Source organism: Burkholderia sp. HI4860, from assembly GCF_002223045.2.
Taxonomy (GTDB): domain Bacteria; phylum Pseudomonadota; class Gammaproteobacteria; order Burkholderiales; family Burkholderiaceae; genus Burkholderia.
On the sequence record NZ_NKFO02000005.1, the window covers coordinates 138,396 to 154,814 of the forward strand.

General features: G+C 64.9%; 17 protein-coding genes. 10 read left to right on the forward strand and 7 right to left on the reverse strand.

The window, feature by feature from the left end; translation table 11 throughout:
- Positions 1-36: 36 nt before the first annotated feature.
- The 3 genes from CFB34_RS34730 to CFB34_RS34740 form a co-directional block, all read right to left on the reverse strand.
- The gene (locus CFB34_RS34730) at positions 37-561 is read right to left on the reverse strand and encodes a cytochrome c (protein ID WP_089444198.1); all 525 of its coding nucleotides are present in this window, start codon (positions 559-561) and stop codon (positions 37-39) included.
- Positions 554-1,828, reverse strand: coding sequence for a sulfite dehydrogenase (soxC, locus tag CFB34_RS34735; RefSeq protein ID WP_089444199.1), 1,275 nt, complete (start codon positions 1,826-1,828; stop codon positions 554-556). The genes CFB34_RS34730 and soxC overlap by 8 nt, the downstream gene beginning before the upstream one ends.
- A gap of 149 nt (positions 1,829-1,977) precedes the next feature.
- On the reverse strand, positions 1,978-3,162 hold the full coding sequence (locus CFB34_RS34740; RefSeq protein ID WP_089444200.1) for a porin: 1,185 nt from the start codon (positions 3,160-3,162) through the stop codon (positions 1,978-1,980).
- A 483-nt stretch (positions 3,163-3,645) separates the two neighbouring features.
- Between CFB34_RS34740 and CFB34_RS34745 the strand changes: the two genes are divergently transcribed.
- Together CFB34_RS34745 and CFB34_RS34750 are read left to right on the forward strand one after the other, a co-directional pair.
- Positions 3,646-3,990 (forward strand): DUF3088 domain-containing protein, encoded by a 345-nt coding sequence (locus tag CFB34_RS34745; RefSeq protein ID WP_071336123.1) that lies wholly within the window; start codon positions 3,646-3,648, stop codon positions 3,988-3,990.
- 46 nt (positions 3,991-4,036) lie between these two features.
- On the forward strand, positions 4,037-5,035 hold the full coding sequence (locus CFB34_RS34750) for an ABC transporter substrate-binding protein (RefSeq protein WP_089444202.1): 999 nt from the start codon (positions 4,037-4,039) through the stop codon (positions 5,033-5,035).
- A gap of 133 nt (positions 5,036-5,168) precedes the next feature.
- Here CFB34_RS34750 and CFB34_RS34755 read toward each other — a convergent pair whose 3' ends face one another.
- Positions 5,169-5,489: a hypothetical protein gene (locus tag CFB34_RS34755; protein WP_089444203.1), complete on the reverse strand. Its 321-nt coding sequence runs from the start codon at positions 5,487-5,489 to the stop codon at positions 5,169-5,171.
- 446 nt (positions 5,490-5,935) lie between these two features.
- Between CFB34_RS34755 and CFB34_RS34760 the strand changes: the two genes are divergently transcribed.
- Entirely contained in the window at positions 5,936-7,057 is a 1,122-nt protein-coding gene (locus tag CFB34_RS34760) for a DUF2827 domain-containing protein (protein WP_089444204.1), read from the forward strand.
- Positions 7,058-7,537: 480 nt separating this feature from the next.
- On the forward strand, positions 7,538-8,953 hold the full coding sequence (locus tag CFB34_RS34765; RefSeq protein ID WP_242808751.1) for an ISNCY family transposase: 1,416 nt from the start codon (positions 7,538-7,540) through the stop codon (positions 8,951-8,953).
- 327 nt (positions 8,954-9,280) lie between these two features.
- Here CFB34_RS34765 and CFB34_RS34770 read toward each other — a convergent pair whose 3' ends face one another.
- Positions 9,281-9,469 carry a hypothetical protein gene (locus CFB34_RS34770; protein ID WP_089444222.1) on the reverse strand — a complete coding sequence of 63 codons (189 nt, stop codon included), beginning with the start codon at positions 9,467-9,469 and terminating at the stop codon, positions 9,281-9,283.
- A 70-nt stretch (positions 9,470-9,539) separates the two neighbouring features.
- Between CFB34_RS34770 and CFB34_RS34775 the strand changes: the two genes are divergently transcribed.
- Together CFB34_RS34775 and CFB34_RS34780 are read left to right on the forward strand one after the other, a co-directional pair.
- Positions 9,540-10,451, forward strand: coding sequence for a DUF72 domain-containing protein (locus tag CFB34_RS34775; RefSeq protein WP_089444223.1), 912 nt, complete (start codon positions 9,540-9,542; stop codon positions 10,449-10,451).
- Between the two features lie 60 nt (positions 10,452-10,511).
- Complete coding sequence (locus tag CFB34_RS34780; protein ID WP_162999306.1) at positions 10,512-10,682, forward strand: hypothetical protein; 171 nt, start codon at positions 10,512-10,514, stop codon at positions 10,680-10,682.
- A gap of 42 nt (positions 10,683-10,724) precedes the next feature.
- Here CFB34_RS34780 and CFB34_RS34785 read toward each other — a convergent pair whose 3' ends face one another.
- On the reverse strand, positions 10,725-11,624 hold the full coding sequence (locus CFB34_RS34785; protein ID WP_089444547.1) for a LysR family transcriptional regulator: 900 nt from the start codon (positions 11,622-11,624) through the stop codon (positions 10,725-10,727).
- A 110-nt stretch (positions 11,625-11,734) separates the two neighbouring features.
- Between CFB34_RS34785 and CFB34_RS34790 the strand changes: the two genes are divergently transcribed.
- The gene (locus CFB34_RS34790; protein WP_089444224.1) at positions 11,735-12,598 is read left to right on the forward strand and encodes an NmrA family NAD(P)-binding protein; all 864 of its coding nucleotides are present in this window, start codon (positions 11,735-11,737) and stop codon (positions 12,596-12,598) included.
- Between the two features lie 124 nt (positions 12,599-12,722).
- Positions 12,723-13,121: a cupin domain-containing protein gene (locus tag CFB34_RS34795; protein WP_071336112.1), complete on the forward strand. Its 399-nt coding sequence runs from the start codon at positions 12,723-12,725 to the stop codon at positions 13,119-13,121.
- 214 nt (positions 13,122-13,335) lie between these two features.
- Here CFB34_RS34795 and CFB34_RS34800 read toward each other — a convergent pair whose 3' ends face one another.
- Positions 13,336-14,211: an aldo/keto reductase family oxidoreductase gene (locus tag CFB34_RS34800; RefSeq protein ID WP_071336111.1), complete on the reverse strand. Its 876-nt coding sequence runs from the start codon at positions 14,209-14,211 to the stop codon at positions 13,336-13,338.
- 103 nt (positions 14,212-14,314) lie between these two features.
- Here CFB34_RS34800 and CFB34_RS34805 point away from each other — a divergent pair, with 103 nt between their 5' ends.
- Both CFB34_RS34805 and CFB34_RS34810 read left to right on the forward strand, forming a co-directional pair.
- Positions 14,315-15,220 (forward strand): LysR family transcriptional regulator, encoded by a 906-nt coding sequence (locus CFB34_RS34805; RefSeq protein ID WP_089444225.1) that lies wholly within the window; start codon positions 14,315-14,317, stop codon positions 15,218-15,220.
- A 262-nt stretch (positions 15,221-15,482) separates the two neighbouring features.
- Positions 15,483-16,211, forward strand: coding sequence for a hypothetical protein (locus CFB34_RS34810; RefSeq protein ID WP_242808752.1), 729 nt, complete (start codon positions 15,483-15,485; stop codon positions 16,209-16,211).
- The last annotated feature ends 208 nt before the right edge of the window (positions 16,212-16,419 follow it).

The window sequence follows — 16,419 nt, forward strand, 5'->3', positions numbered from 1 at the left end:
TCATGCGCGATGTGCGTGCGCGCGGTTCGAGCCGCGTCATAGCGTGCCGGGCCTCGGATCGGGCACGAACCCGTCGCGGTTCGGCATCCGCACGCGTGGCAGCGTGCGCGCGTCGAGCCGTGCATCGCCGGGCACGATGCCGTTCAGATGGAGGACATACGCGGTGACCGCATAGACTTCGTCCGCGCTCAGCGATTGCGGCGCGTTGTACGGCATCGCGCGGCGGATGTAGTCGAACAGCGTCGTCGCGTACGGCCAGTAGCTGCCGACCGTCTTTTTCGGCTTGGCGCTCGCGAGCGAGCCGATGCCGCCGACGAGCGGATCGCCGACGCCGCCTTCGCCGCCGGCACCGTGGCACATCGCGCATTTGTCCGCGAACACGTGAGCGCCGCGCGCGACCGTGCCCGAGCCGGGCGGCAAGCCGCTGCCGTCGGGCGCGACGTCGATGTCCCACGCCGCGAGCGCCGCGCGGTCGACCGGCTGGCCGAGACCGTAGCCCGCGCCGAATACGCTCGGAACCAGCAGGGATGCGGCGAGCAGGCAGGCAAGCGGCTTACGCATTACGCACCTCGCCGTCCGCGCCGACGCGCCAGTTCTGGATGCCGTTGTAGTGGTACTGCGAATTGACGCCGCGCACGGCGGCGAGCGCCTCGCGGGTCGGCTGCACGTAGCCGGTGTCGTCGGTGGCGCGGCTTTGCAGGTCGGCGGGCTCGCCGTTCCAGATCCAGTCGGCTTCGAAGCGCGTCAGTGCGCGATCGCGCACGTCGCCCGCGAGCCGCGCGGGCCGCCAGGTGCGGCCGCCGTCGGTCGAGACGTCGACCGCGCGAATCCGGCCGCGTCCCGACCACGCGTAGCCGCCGATCGGGTAATAGCCGTGCGCGGCGAGCCGATGGCCGGCCGACGGCCACGTGATGACCGACTTCGCATCCATCTCGAACACGAACTGGCGCGCGCAGCCGCCGGGCAGCAGGTTCGTGTATTTCGACGTTTCCTCGCGCGTCATCTCCGGCGCGCGCACCAGCTTCAGCCGCCGCAGCCACTTGATGTTCGTGTTGCCTTCGAATCCCGGCACGATCAGCCGTACCGGATAGCCGTTCTCGGGGCGCAGCCGTTCGCCGTTCTGCGCATAGACGACGAGCGCGCGCTCGAGGATCCGGTCGAGCGGCAGGCTGCGTGTCATCGCCGCGCCGTCGGCGCCTTCGGCGAGCAGCCAGCGTGCGTCCGGATCGATGCCGGTTTCGTCGAGCAGCGTCGAGAGCCGGACGCCCGTCCATTCGCAGCACGACAGCAGCCCGTGCGTGAACTGAACGGGCAGCCCGCTCGGGCCGTTCCATTCGCTGCCGGTGTTGCCCGAGCATTCGAGGAAATGGATCCGCGACTCCGACGGAAAGCGCAGCAGGTCGTCGATCGTGAACACGCGCGGCTCGCGCACGAGGCCGTGCACGACGATGCGATGACGCTGCGCATCGATCTCCGGCACGCCCGCATGATGCCGCTCGTAGACGAGGCCGTTCGGCGTGATGTCGCCGAACAGGTCGGCGAGCGGCGTCATCGACGAGCCCGAGCCGGGCAATGCCGGCGTGCGGGCACTGCGGCGGATCACGTCGCGTTCGTGCGGCCCCGGCATGCCGTAGGGCGGTGACAGTAGCGGCGCACCCGGGCCGCGGGTCCAGGGCGGCACGTCGAGCGGAGAGAGTGGTGCGGGCGGCTGGCTCGCCAGCGCGCCGCCGGCAGGCAGCATCGCTGCCGCCCAGCCGCCGGCCAGCCGGCGCAGTGCTGCGCGCCGGCCGCTGCGCGGTGGATGGGGCGGGAAACGGGAGTCGGTCATGGTCGAACGCGTATCGTGCGCCGGGGCAGCGCGCGGGGAAACGCCCATTCTCGGCAACCGAAACCGGTGCGACAAACAACGATTCCCGCTTTGCTTATCGCACCACGCTGCACCGCGCCCGATGCGCCCGAAGCGCCCGATGCGCGCCGTCAGAACTTCACGCGCAGCCCGCTGACGAACGCGACCTGGCGGTTCGTCGACGAAGCGGTACCGATGTTCGAGATCGCCGCGATCTTGCGATAGCCGCCCGACGTTGCCGTGCTCGCATCGCCGGCCGCGAGCTGGTAGATGCCGGACAGGTAGATGTCCGTGCGCTTCGACAACGCGTAGTCGAACCCGAGCGTGAACTGGTGCCAGCGCGGCTTCAGCGTCTGGCCGCCGGTGCCCGGCAGGCCGCTCGCGCGCCCGTCGGTGAACGTGTAGACACCGATCAGCGTGGCGGCCGGCGTGATCTGGTAACGCGCGTTCGCGTCGTAGTTGTTGAACTTGCGCGACGAGCCGTCGAGATAGTCGAGCTGCGTGTGGCTCCACGCGAAGCCCAGCGTCGCCGCGCCAAGCGCGTAGTTCGCGCCGACCACGCCGATCTGCTGCTTGAGCACGCCGCCGTTCAGCCCGTAGAAGAATCCGCCGCTGTAGTCGTTGCCGGTGGTGGAGGTCGCACCGCCCACCGCGCCGCTCGTATTCGACGTCGAATTCGGATGATTGATGCGGACATAGCCGGCGCCCACCGACAACGGGCCGTTCACGTAGTTCGCCGACGCGCCCCACGCGTTGTTGTTCGAGAACCCGGTGCCCGCGCCACCGTTGGCCTGGTTGCTGAACGCATAGAGCAGGTCGGCCGTGAAGCCGGCGATCGTGTCGCTGCGGAACTTCACTGCGTTGTTCAGCCGGAAGCTCTGGTTCATGTTGTCGTTGTCGCCCACGTGCGTGGCCGGCGACCAGAAGCCGGACCCCGAGTACTGCGCAACGAGGTCGGTGATCGGCTCGTACTGGCGGCCGAAGGTCAGCGTGCCGAGCCCCTTGCTGGCGAGGCCCACGTATGCGGAGCGGCCGAACAGGCGGCCGCCCTGGCCGAGCCCGCCGTCGCTCGGCCGGAACCCGCTTTCGAGCGTGAAGACCGCCTGCACGCCGCCACCGAGATCTTCCACGCCTTTCAGGCCCCAGCGGCTGCCGCTCAGCTTGCCGCTCGTCTGCTGGATGTTGCTCGCGCCGCCCTGATTGTTCGTATAAGCGAACCCGGCGTCGACGACGCCGTACAACGTGACCGAACTCTGCGCATGCGCGCTGACCGAACCGATCGAAACCAAACCCAGGACTACCGTTTTTTTGATCATGACTATCCTCTTTTTTATGGGTACATCTGCGAGGATCACGATCCTATTGATGACGGCGGTGCCGGCGAACGGTCGATCCGTGGTTTGCAAATCGCTGCGCGGCCGATTTGCAATATGCGTTGCCGCAAGCCCTGCATGTGCGCCGCGATCGCGTCCGGCACCCATGCTGCGGCGAACGTATCGCGCGAACGGCGAACGTCGGGCACCCGATACACGCGGGCACCGTCATATCGATCGCTGAAATCGTTCGATGTGCGCACTACCTGCGGCCCGGTGCGCGATGTTTTTACGCAACGCCCGCTGGGCGGCGGGCGCCCGATGCGCTACACGCGGCCGCATATCGATTCCGCAAAACGTTGGTAGGGCCGTGCGACGCGTGACGGTAGAGTCGGGCATCCGGCCTCGGGCCGGCATGCTCCGGGAACAGAAGGGCGCCCAAGCGCATTCATCCCGGCTGAACAACGAACACGGGAGCCGTCTGTCATGAGTCGCGATGTGCTGTTTCTGCTGGAACCGGGCTTTGCCGATCCGAAGCATCCGGGCCAGCGCTTCGTCTGCCCGCATGGACTGTCGATCGAGGGGTTGCTGGCGAGCGCGCCCGATCGCGCGAGTCGAATCGACGTGAAACGTGTCGGCTTCGAGCGGCCGCGGCACGCGGTGATCGATGCGCTCGACGATGCGCACCAGGGGCTGCCGGTCCTCGTGCTCGGCCGTGACCAGCCGGCGCCTGACGACGCACAGACGCTCGGCGACGTGCGCTTCGTCACCGACGCGCGCCGCATCCTCGAACTGCTGGCCGAGCGCCACGGATTTCCGGTGCTGCATTGACGCAGCGCTTTTCACTTCCCGTTTGATCGACCGACAGGAGCATCCGATGTCGTCAATTTCGGCGGCACGTCGCCGTTTGCTGCTTGCCGGTGCTGCGGTGGCGGCGGCGCCATGGGCCGCGACGGCCGCGTTCGCCACGCCCGCGGTCGACACCGATCTCGCCGGCACCACGCTGCGCGTCGCAACCTACAAGGGCGGCTGGCGCGCGCTGTTGCAGGCGGCCGGACTAGCCGACACACCGTACCGGATCGACTGGCGCGAGCTGAACAACGGCGTGCTGCACATCGAGGCGCTCAACGCGGATGCGCTCGACATCGGTTCGGGAAGCGAAATTCCGGCCGTGTTCGCCGCGCGACAGAAGGCCAACGTGCGGCTCATCACCCGCGTGCGCGAAGACCTGAACAACCAGGTCACGCTCGCGCGCAAGGACACGCCGATCCGCAGCATTGCGGACCTGAAGGGCAAGCGTGTCGGGTACGTGCGTGCGACGACGTCGCACTACTTCCTGTATCGCCAGCTCGCGGAGGCCGGCCTGAGCTTCGACGATATCCAGCCGATCAACCTGTCGCCAGCCGATGGCTTGTCCGCATACGATCGCGGCGACATCGACGCATGGGCGATCTACGGCTACAACGGCCAGCTCGCGCGCAATCGCTACGGTGCGCGCGTGCTGAAGACGGGGAAGGGCTATCTGTCGGGCAACTTTCCGGTCTATGCGAACCCGCGCACGCTCGACGATGCGCGCCGGCGCGCGGCGACGGGCGATCTGCTGCTGCGGTTTCGACGCGCGTATGCATGGGCGAACGCGCATTTCGGCGACTATGCGCTCGTGCAGAACCGCGAGACGCGCGTGCCGGTTGCCGATCTCGTCGCGATGTTCGACCAGCGCAGCGAAGACTACGCACTGCTGCCGGTGACGCCCGACGTGGTGGCGCAGCATCAGCAGGTCGCAGATGTATTCGCGCGGATCGGTGTGCTGGATGGGCCGGCCAATGTCGCGCCGCTGTGGGATACGTCGTTCAACGCGCTGGTCGCGGCGACGTGATTGGGGGCAATGAGAAGGCGGCCGTGTGAGTGGGGGATGCGGGTGAACACGTGCTTTCGAAGGCGTTGTTTACCGCGCGCGAACCCGGCATCACGCCTGCAGTGAGGCTCGTCTCGAGATCCGGTCGACCGGGTCAGGCGAACGTCGTCGCGACCATGATGCCGAACACGACGCCGATCGCAATCCCGCACAGCCGGCCGTAAATCGATGCGCGTAAATTGTCGTCGAGCACGAACGGCGAGCGCTTGTGCTTCCATACCGTGCTGAATGCGACGGGGCGCGTCAGCAGGGTGATGCACGCGACCAGCACCGGCGTGGCGATGAGCATCGCGATGCGCGGCCCGTTCCAGTCCACGCCGTGCATCGCCAGCGACACGATCGCGGCAAGCGGAACCTCGACGCACAAGCCCAGCAACGAACCGTTGACGAATGAATCTCCGGGGGACTGGAACATGATCGGTCGTGGCGTTCAAATGAAATCGGCGCCCGGCTCGAGCTCCCGAAGTTAAAAAACCGTGGCCGTTGCCCAAGGTCGGTCGACCGCATTCGACATCAGCCAGGATGACGGGCGGATAGTACGGCAAATCATTCGTACGTTGGCGGTCGCTCAAACTATTTAACAAACGTCCCGGGTAGGCGCGCATTTTCGCGTTCAGGCCCCCGGACATCGTCGACTGGATCCGAGGCGATTTCAATCGACAGCGCATACACGTCAACTGACGACCTCACTTCCTCGAATACGAAACCCTGCGCGCCGCTGTATGGCATGCCGTACGTGAAAACGAGGCAGGGTCAACCGTGCCGAGCCGCATGCCGGATTTTGACAGTTCTTGACAGCTCGAGACGAGTGCAGCGCTATGATCTAACTCTTTATCGGATGGGCACCCTGGAGAACCTCCCATGAGTTTGGCACGCTCACTCAGTATCGGTATCACAATTGGCCTTCACCACGCGGCAGAGAGTCTCTGGGTCAACGGCATCAAGCAGAACGCCTTGTATCTGATGAAGCTCTTTCAACACTCGCCGCTTGGCCATCAGGTCACCCTCGTCAATACCACGAACATCAAAATCACGCCGGAACTTCCGTGGGATACCACGCAGTATCCGATCCGTTCGTTCGACGATGCGAAAGACTCGCTCGATGTGCTGATCGAACTCGGGGGGCAAATCGACCAGCAGCAAACCGCGTATCTGCAGGCACGCGGTACAAAAGTCGTAAGCTACTGCTGCGGGCCGGAATACGTGCACATGATGCAGGCGATGATTTTTGGCCGACGGCATGCGGAAACGGTATTCATCAACCAACGTTATGATCAAGTGTGGATCATCCCGCAAGTTGTCGATACCAGCGCGAGCTACTTCAGCGTGTTACGGCGCCAGCCGGTTCGTGAAGTCCCGTTCGTTTGGGACCCGATGTGCGTCGAAGAGCGGTCGGCAGCGCTCCCGCATCGCGGGGAGTATCGTCCCACCGGGCAGTCGAAGCGACTCTCCATCATGGAGCCGAATATCGACGTGACGAAGTTCTGCCTCTATCCGCTGCTGATTGCAGAACTGGGTTATCGGAAATTTGGCGAAAAGATAGCTTATGTGCACGCGACGAACACGGAGCATCTTGCCAAAAACAGCCCCGAATTTATTGGCATCGCGCACCACCTCGACCTGGTGAGAGACTCAAAAATCAGCTTTGTCGGATATTACAACACTCCGCAGTTTCTTTCGGAATTCACCGACATCGTAATATCCCATCAATCAGGGCTCGCACTGAATTACTTCTATTTTGATGTGTGCTGGAATGGGTATGCATTGATTCATAATGCACACCTCTGTCGTGAACTTGGTTATTTTTATAGCGCACAGGACGTCGAGGAGGGCGCCCTGCAACTCGGGCAGGCAATAGATTCGCACGATGAGAAATGGGTTGAGTATAAGAACCGGCAGCGCGAATTTATTGGCAAATTCTTGTCGACAAATTCGACGCAAATCGAATCATATGACAGGCTGTTGATCGGTCTTTTTGATTAACTTCATGGGGTTTCTCCGAGAAAATCAGTAGATCGCTGACTGAGGCGAGTACTTGTCGAATCGAAGCAGCTTGTTGACGATTCGCCCGGACTCGTTGATGTGGGTTGGATAGATATTTGAAACTGTATTGACTCGCACCGATGCGTCGCGCGATCGCCGATTACGCGCGTGGACTTCTTGAATGCGGCCTCGGGCGTATTGCGAGAATGCGATGCCGGCATGCAACGAGTCGATGGTCCGATCGAACCGGTTGTCCCCGAGATTTTGATCGAGTGATCTCGATTGTGCCGAAGGTCGTGGACAGAAGCCGTGTTTCGGGTGGGAGTGGCGACCTCGCATCCTTTATTTGACATAATGATTATGATCAATTTTTTGTGTTGTAGCAGCCATATCCTAATGTCGTGTTCTGGCTATTTACAGATGTCGTGTTTTTGACTGCTGGCATGCTGGACGGCTCGTTGAGCGAGCGCGGAGCCGACCATGCAGCCAGCCGGATTGGTGACACTGACGATGCGAGAGCTTGATCGACTCAAGGTAATCCAGGCCGTGGTGGACACGGGCCTGAAGCCCGGACGTGCGGCCGAACGGCTGGGACTGAGCGTGCGACAGGTGGAAAGGCTGGTCATCCGATATCGAGAGCATGGACCTAGCGGCGTCGCTTCGGGCCGTCGTGGCCGGCCAGGCAACCGCAAGCTCGACGAAGGACTAGCGTTACGCGCCTTGACCACTATTCGAGAGCGTTACGCCGATTTCGGGCCGACGTTGGCCTGCGAGAAGCTGTGGGAATGCCATGGCATTCGGCTGGCCAAGGAGACGGTCAGGAAGCTGATGACGGACGCTGGCTTGTGGATTCCACGTCGGCAGCGTCCGCCGAAGGTTTATCAGCCGCGAGCGCGCCGGGCGTGTCTGGGTGAACTGATCCAGATCGATGGTTGCGATCATCGGTGGTTCGAGGAACGGGCGCCGGCCTGCACGCTGCTGGTGTACGTGGACGACGCGACGAGCCGGCTGATGATGCTGCACTTCACGCAGACCGAGTCGACGTTCAGCTACTTCGAGGCCACGCGAGCGTATCTGGAGCGCCATGGCAAGCCGGTGGCGTTTTACAGCGACAAGTACAGCGTGTTCCGCAATACGAGCGCCAGCAAGACAGGCCAAAGCGTGACGCACTTCGGTCGGGCGATGTACGAGCTGAACATTGACACGTTCTGCGCGAACAGCAGCTCGGCCAAGGGACGTGTCGAGCGAGCGCACTTGACGCTGCAGGATCGGCTCGTCAAGGAGTTGAGACTGCGCGGCATCAGCACGGTCGCCGACGCGAACGCTTACGCGCCCTCCTTCATGGCCATGTATAACGAGCGCTTCGCGAAGCCACCGAAGAGCGGCTTTGATGCGCATCGACCGCTGCGGTCCGACGAGGATCTGGATCTGCTGCTGACCTGGCGCGAGACACGCCGGGTCACGAAGGCGCTGACGGTGCAGTACGACCGGGTGCTCTATCTGCTGGACGATACGCCGGGGAATCGGGCGTGGATACATCGTGACATCGAGGTGTGGGAGTACCCGGACGGACGCATCGAGCTTCGGGCGGCTGGCCGGCTACTGTCGGCACAATCCTACGATCGGCTGGCCGAGGTGGATCAAGGCGCGATCGTGGATCACAAGCGCCTGAGCCATGCGTTGCAGGTGGCACAAGCGTTTCAGGCGCAGCGCGACAGCCGGCGGATCGGCACTGCGCCGTCGCGAACGCATCGGGGGCTGCCGGTGCGGGCAAATGAAGCGCAACCCGGCACGAAGAAACCTCGCCGGTTCACGGTGACTGACATGGAAGCCGCGATTCTGGAAGTTGCGTCAAAAGCAGAAACTGAGCGGCGGTCTGCCAAGGCCCGCGGGTGAGCGTCAGCGCCCTGCCGCCTCAGGCTCGGCACTTCAACACTGAAGGATGGAAAGCCGATGAAACATGCGACATCTGTATTTAGCTGGCGCTACGACATCTGAATCCGGGTATGACATGTGTTGTAGTAGCTAAGTTCAAATGTCCGCTTCGGGGGTGCGCCAAGCGTCAATGCGGACAGTATCGCAGTAAATCCTGCGGAAACGCTGACGCGAAAAGCTTACCGCTCAATTGATGTTTGCCGGGCTACGGGTCAACGCTAGCATCAGTAAAGAACGGCAACACCCTCGATTCGAGGCCGGTGCATGCTTGCCTCGTCCGCATACGGGTCACGCGCCACTCGCCCCTCCGGACGAACCATGTCGCGTATAAACCGCCAAGCCCCACGTCAACAGCGCGGCCAGCGCGAGCGACACCGACGTCGCGAGCATGCCCGGTGCATACGAATGTGTCGCGTCCTTGAGCACGCCGACCATCCACGGGCCGTCGTAGCCGCCGAGGCCGCCCGCCGGAAGCAAAACGCGTCCCGCGCGCAGGCACGGGCATTGCTCCCCCCGTCACGGTTCGATCGACCCGGCGAGGAGCGACGTGACGAGCACTTCAGGCGGCATCCACATCGGCATATCGGGCTGGCGCTACGAGGGCTGGCGCGGCACGTTCTATCCGAAGGGATTGACGCAGGCCGACGAGCTTCAATACGCGTCCAATCGGATGCAGACGATTGAAATCAACGGCACGCATTACAGCCTGCAATCGCTGGGCAGCTGGCAGCACTGGTACGACGAAACGCCGCCCGGTTTTACATTCAGCGTGAAAGGGGCGCGCTATCTGACGCACATGCTGCGCTTTCGCGATGACTCGGCCACCGTCGCCTGTGCAAATTTCTTCGCTCAAGGACTGCTCGCGCTGAAGGACAAACTCGGGCCCATCCTGTGGCAATTTCCGCCGTCGCTGCGCTTCGACCCCGGGCACATCGCCCACTTTCTGAGCCTGCTGCCGCACGATACCGAAGCCGCGCGCGCACTCGCGAAGCAGCACGATCGCCGGGTCAGGACACCCTATGTGCATGCCGATGAAACGCGCGCGTTGCGTCACGCGATCGAAGTGCGCCACGCCAGCTTCATCGATCCCGCATTCGTGAAGCTGCTGCGCCGCCACAAGGTCGCGCTCGTCGTTTCTGATTCGACCGAACCGTGGCCGCAGCTGGAAGATCTCAGCGCCGACTTCGTCTATATGCGCCTGCACGGCACGAAAACGAAGTACTCCGGCGAATATTCGGACGCCGCGCTCGAGCAGTGGGCGCGCAGAATCGAATCGTGGAGCCGCGGCGAACAGCCCCGCGATGCGCATCTCGCGGCGCCGGACCTGTCGCCGCCGCGCACGCGAACGCGCGACGTGTACTGCTACTTCGACAACGACGCGAAAACGAAGGCGCCGTTCGACGCGCAGCGTCTGATGGAACGCCTCGGTCTGCATGCGCGTGCGGCAGCGGCCGGATGAAACGGCCTGCCGCGCGGCGGCAGCTTGCACGATGAACCCCGAACCACAAGGAGAACAGCGATGACCCTGCTCATCTACCTGCTCGGCTGGATCATTTTCATCGCCGGCGTCGCGTGGGGATTGATGACGCTGCACGTATCGCAGCACATCATCGAGATCGTCGCCGTCATTCTGTTCGGCATCGCGGTGATCACCGGCGCGACCCGCGCACGCAATCGCGACCGGACGTAGCGCCCGCATCGTCGCGGCAATCGGATCGCGAGCGGCGCCGGTTCAGCGCGCCGGTTCGATGTACGCGGCGAGGTCCTCCGGCGTGCCGGCCGGAAACGCGTCCTTCAGATGATCGAGAAACGCGGAGACGCGTGCGCTCAACAGTCGCCTCGACGGATAGAGCGCCCACAACGCGATTTCCGGCCCCGGCACGTCGCCCCAGCTGACGAGCGTGCCGGCGACTAGATCGCGGCTCACGAGCGACACCGGCAGGCATGCGGCGCCGAGGCCGAGCCTGACCGTATCGCGCACGATGGGCAGCGACGACAGCCGTGCGACGGGCTCGAACGCGATGCGCGAGCTGCCGCCCGGGCCGGTGACGTCCCAGGCCGCGCGCCCGTCGTCCACGCCTCGGACGACGGCCGGTACGGCCGCGTTGCCGGCCGGCCGCGCCAGCGCGGGCGCCGCCACGACGACCAGCCGGTCGCGCAGCAGCACGCGCCCGATCAGCCGTTCGTCCGGGTCCGGGTTCACGCGGATCACGAGGTCGTAACCTTCGTCGATCATGTCGACGGGGCGGTCTTCCGTCGTCACGTCCGGGCGCACGTCCGGATACTTCGCCACGAACGTCGCCACGAGCTTGCCGATCGCGAGCTGGGAAAACAGCATCGGCGCGCTGATGCGCAGCCGCCCGCGTGGGCGTTCGCTGCCCGACGCGATCGCCGACGCGCTGTCGGCCAGCTCCGCGAGCAGCGCGCCCGTGCGCTCGTACAGCGCGCGCCCTTCCTGCGTGAGCGTCACGCCGCGCGCGCCGCGTTCGAACAGACGCAGTGCGAGGCTGTTCTCCAGTTCGGTCACGCGGCGCGACAGTGTCGCCTTCGGGCGGCCGGCCGCGCGCGCGGCCTCGCCAAAGCTGCCGTGACGGGCGACGAGATTGAAATCGGCGAGAGCGAGCAGGTCCATGTGTTCCACCATTGAGACACCGAGTCTATTTATCACATCTTCCGGATCATATGTGGATCACTTAACTTACCTGGGCAGTCAACTCAACCGTTACCCCAGGAGTGAACATCATGACCATTCTCGTTACCGGTGCGACCGGCCGTGTCGGCCGCCACGTCGTCCATCAGCTTGTCGAGCGCGGCGCCGACGTGCGCGTGCTCGTGCGCGATCCGTCGAAGGCCGATTTCCCGGCCGCGGTGAGCGTCGTCCAGGGTGACATGCTCGATCTCGACGCGCTGCGCACCGCCTTCGCCGGCGTGCGCACGCTGTTCCTGCTCAACGGCGTCGCGGGCGACGAGTTCACGCAGGCGCTGATCGCGCTGAATCTGGCGCGCGAGGCGGGAATCGAGCGCCTCGTCTATCTGTCGGTCATGCACGCCGACCGCTTCGTGAACGTGCCGCACTTCGCGGTGAAGTCCGGCGCCGAGCGGATGATCGAGCAGATGGGTTTCGGCGCGACGATCCTGCGGCCTGCGTATTTCATGGAAAACGAATGGATGGTCAAGGACGTGATCGTCGGTCACGGCGTGTATCCGATGCCGATCGGCAGCAAGGGCGTCGCGATGGTCGACGTGCGCGACATCGCGGAAGTTGCCGCGATCGAACTGATCCGCCGCAACGACGCGCCGGGCAAGTTGCCGGTCGAGACGCTCAACCTGGTCGGCCCCGACACGCTGACGGGCCCGCAGCTGGCGTCGATCTGGTCGGAGATTCTGGGCCGGCCGGTCGCGTACGGCGGCGACGATCCGGCCGCGTTCGAGAACAACCTGGCCGGCTTCATCCCGAAATGGATGGCATACGAGATGCGGCTGATGGCCGAACGCTACGTGAGCGACGGCATGGTGCCCCAGGCCGGCGACGTCGAGCGGCTGACCGCGATCCTCGGCCGCCCGCTGCGCACGTACCGCGACTTCGCGGTCGCGCTGGCCCATTGAGGGCGGCGCGGCGCCGTCGTGCAGCGTCGCGGCGGCGTCCCTATAATCGGCTTTCCCTACCTGTCGACGACCGGCCTCGCGCCGGTCTCGATACCGCATGCGTACCCCTGGATCTGGAGACGAGATGCCCCTCCCCGCCGTTCCGTTTGCCGAATCGTTCGACCTCGAAGCTGCGTTCGCCGATGTATCCGACTACTGGTCGCCGAAGGTCGTCGCGCAGATCAACGATCAGTACGTGAAGGTCGCGAAGGTACGCGGCCAGCTCGTGTGGCACGACCATGCGCATGAAGACGAGTTGTTCTTCGTCGTGCGCGGGCATCTGAAGATTGAGTACGAAGGCGGCCGCGTCGTCGACTTGCCGGCCGGCTCAATGCACGTGGTGACGCGCGGCACGCTGCACAATCCGGTCGCTGACGAAGAATGCTGGATCGTGCTGATCGAACCCGTGCAGACGAAGCACACCGGCGACGTGCAGTCGCCGCTCACGCGGTCGATCGACGAGCAGCTCGGGCAGGCTCGCTGAAGCGGTCATCCGCCGGTCGATGGAGTCGCCCGACCGCGCACCGCCTCCAGGCTCGCGCTGGACACACGTTCGGACAGCCGGGCGGCACCGCCACCGATCTCTTTCTCACGAATACGCGCTCTCCGAGAGCCGGCGCGCATGCGCTTCGGTCTCGCGATTCCCGGTGGCAACGGCGCGAACCTCATCGCGTCGGAAAAACCGCCGACACGCCCCCTCAACCGCCGGCCGCCGCGACCCCATCGAGCTGTCGCATCGCGTCCTCCGGCAACGTTAGCGCACCGGCCGCCAGATTCTCGCGCAGATGCGCGACCGACGACGTACCCGGAATCAGCAGGATGTTCGGCGCGCGGCGCAGCAGCCACGCGAGCGCGGTCTGCATCGGCGTCGCGCCGATCCGCGCGGCGACCGCATCGAGCGTCGACGACTGCAACGGATTGAACCCGCCGAGCGGAAAGTACGGGACGTACGCGATGCCGTCGCGTCCGAGCGCATCGATCAGGTCATCATCGTCGCGGTGCGCGAGGTTGTAATGATTCTGCACGCAGACGATGTCGCAGATCCGCCGGCCTTCGGCGATCTGGGCGGCCGTCACGTTGCTGAGCCCGACATGCCGCACGAGACCCTGGCGCTGCAGCTCGGCCAGTGCCGTCAATGGCGCCTCGATCGAGCCCTCGGCCGGCCCGTGCACGTCGTACATGATCCGCAGGTTGACGACGTCGAGCACGTCGAGGCCAAGGTTGCGCAGATTGTCGTGCACGGCGGCCGCGAGCGCGTCGGCAGAAAATGCCGGCAGCCACGAACCGTCGTCGCCGCGCTTCGCGCCGATCTTGGTCACGATCAGCAGATTGTCGCGATACGGATGCAGCGCTTCGCGAATCAGTCGGTTCGTCACGTGCGGGCCGTAGAAATCGCTGGTGTCGATGTGATCGACGCCCGCTTCGACGGCTTCGCGCAGCACGGCGAGCGCCGCGTCGCGGTCCTTCGGCGGGCCGAACACGCCCGGCCCGGCCAGTTGCATCGCGCCATAGCCGAGGCGGTGAACGCGGCGGCCCGCGACGGAAAACGTACCGGATTGAACGATGGGTGACATGGCGTTGCTCCTGCATCGAATGAAGAATGAACCGCAGGTTACGCCGCGTCGCACTGCGCGATAACCGGTCATAATACGCACGACCTGTACGAAAAGGCGAACAATGCAAGTCGATCTCGGCGATCTGAATGCGTTCGTCGCGGTGGCCCGCGCAAAGGGCTTCCGCGAGGGCGCACGCGTGGCCGGTGCAAGCGCGTCGGGCCTCAGCGAAGCAGTGCGCAGGCTCGAGGCGCAACTCGGCGTGCGGCTGCTGCATCGCACGACGCGCAGCGTGTCGCCGACCGAAGCCGGGGAGCGCCTGCTCGCCCGGCTCACGCCGGCGCTGAGCGAGGTGGAGGCCGCGCTGGACGTGGTCAACACGTTCCGCGAGAAACCGGTCGGCACGCTCAAGCTCAACGTTCCGATGAGTGCGGCGCGGCTCGTGCTGCCGTCGATCGTCCCGCGCTTTCTCGATGCGTATCCGGAGATCCGGCTGGAGGTCGTGGCCGACGAGCGCTTCGTCGATATCCTCGCGGCCGGTTGCGACGCGGGCATTCGCTACGACGAGCGCCTCGAACAGGACATGATCGCCGTGCCGATCGGCCCGCGCTCGCAACGCTTCGCGACTGCCGCGGCGCCCGCCTATCTCGACCGTCGCGGCCGACCGGCCCATCCGCGCGACCTGCTCGGTCACGCGTGCCTGCGCGGCCGCTTCGCGAGCGGCGCGATGCCAGCGTGGGAGTACGAGCGCGACGGCGAAGTCGTGCGCGTGGAGCCGTCGGGGCCGCTGGTCGTGCAAATCGGCGGCGCCGTCGATCTTGTCGTGGATGCCGCGTGCGCGGGACTCGGCATCGTGCATCTGTACGAAGACTGGCTGCGCCCGCATCTCGCGAGCGGCGCGCTCGAGCCCGTGCTCGACGGCTGGTGGCGGCCGTTCTCGGGCCCGTATCTGTACTATCCCGGGCGACGCTTCGTGCCGGCGCCGCTGCGCGCGTTCGTCGATTTCATCAAGGCGGATGCCGGGTATTGAACGACCGGCGGCAGGTATCCAGGCAGCAGACTGCAACCATCGCTCGCGGAGACCCGCCGGGTGAGATTCCCGCGGTTGCAGGTAGCCTCCTACCCACAATCCTGCCCAGGTTTGGCTCCCCGGCATTCCGATATCGGCGGCAACGGCCTGGCGCGTTTGCGACTACGCTGATCGTCACGAATGGTATGCAGTCTCCCCGCGCGAACTGACATCGAGCCCCTCGCGTTCACCCTCGCACACCGGCGAGCACAGTGCGCTGCTCGTGCGCTGCGGCGATCACTGGCAAGGCGACGCATTCGCGCACCATGGGCCGGCGCGGCTCGACTACCGGCTGCTCGGCCAGTCCGGGTGGGAATACGTGGCCGCGTACGATCACGAGGGTCTGCTCTGGGAGCGCAACCTGCATGCGGAACTCGGCTACGCGGAGCGCCTCGTCCGGGTGCGCTGGGGCGGCGCCCGCATTCGCGATCGCTACCGCTGGGCCGCGTGGCGCGGCCGGATCCGGATCGTCAACGGCACGATCCACCGTTTCGGGTCCAACGGGTTCGAGCATGTCGAGGAATCGGCATGGCGCACCGGCGCGACCGACGTCGAATTCCGCAGCGACACTTACGGCGACGCCGACAGCATCGAGCTCGACATCGGCAATCTCGCCGCCGCGACGATCGTGGTCGAAGGCACGATCGACAGCTTCGCGAAGGTCGGCGATCCGCTGCAGCGCAATCCATTCGTCCATGCGCCTGAATTCCGTCTCGAGATCAGCGGTGCGGAACTGCTTGCGAGTGGGACGGCAACGCATGCGCTTGGCGGAACGGAGCTGTTCGTCGCGGTCGAGCGGCTGACCGACCAGCCGCTGCCGGTCGATCTCTCCGGCAGCATCGAGTTGGCGCCCGGCCATGCGAAATTCGGCTACCGCCCTGTCTATTTCTTTGGACGGCAACGCAACGACGGCAAGGTGTGGTCGTCGGCGCAGTTCATCACGTTCGGCTAAGTTTTCAGCACCACCCTGCCGTGCTCGTTACCGCCGTGCAGCTGGACCACGTTCTTTGCCGGATAGATGCCAATAACCGTAGCCATCACGACGGGAGCGCCTATTCGTTGACGTGGTGCACGCACAATCCCACTTTTGCACGACTGCGACGTTTCCGGTTGGGGCGTCCATCCCATTGCTTTCAGGCCGCATAAGCTAACCGGCCACC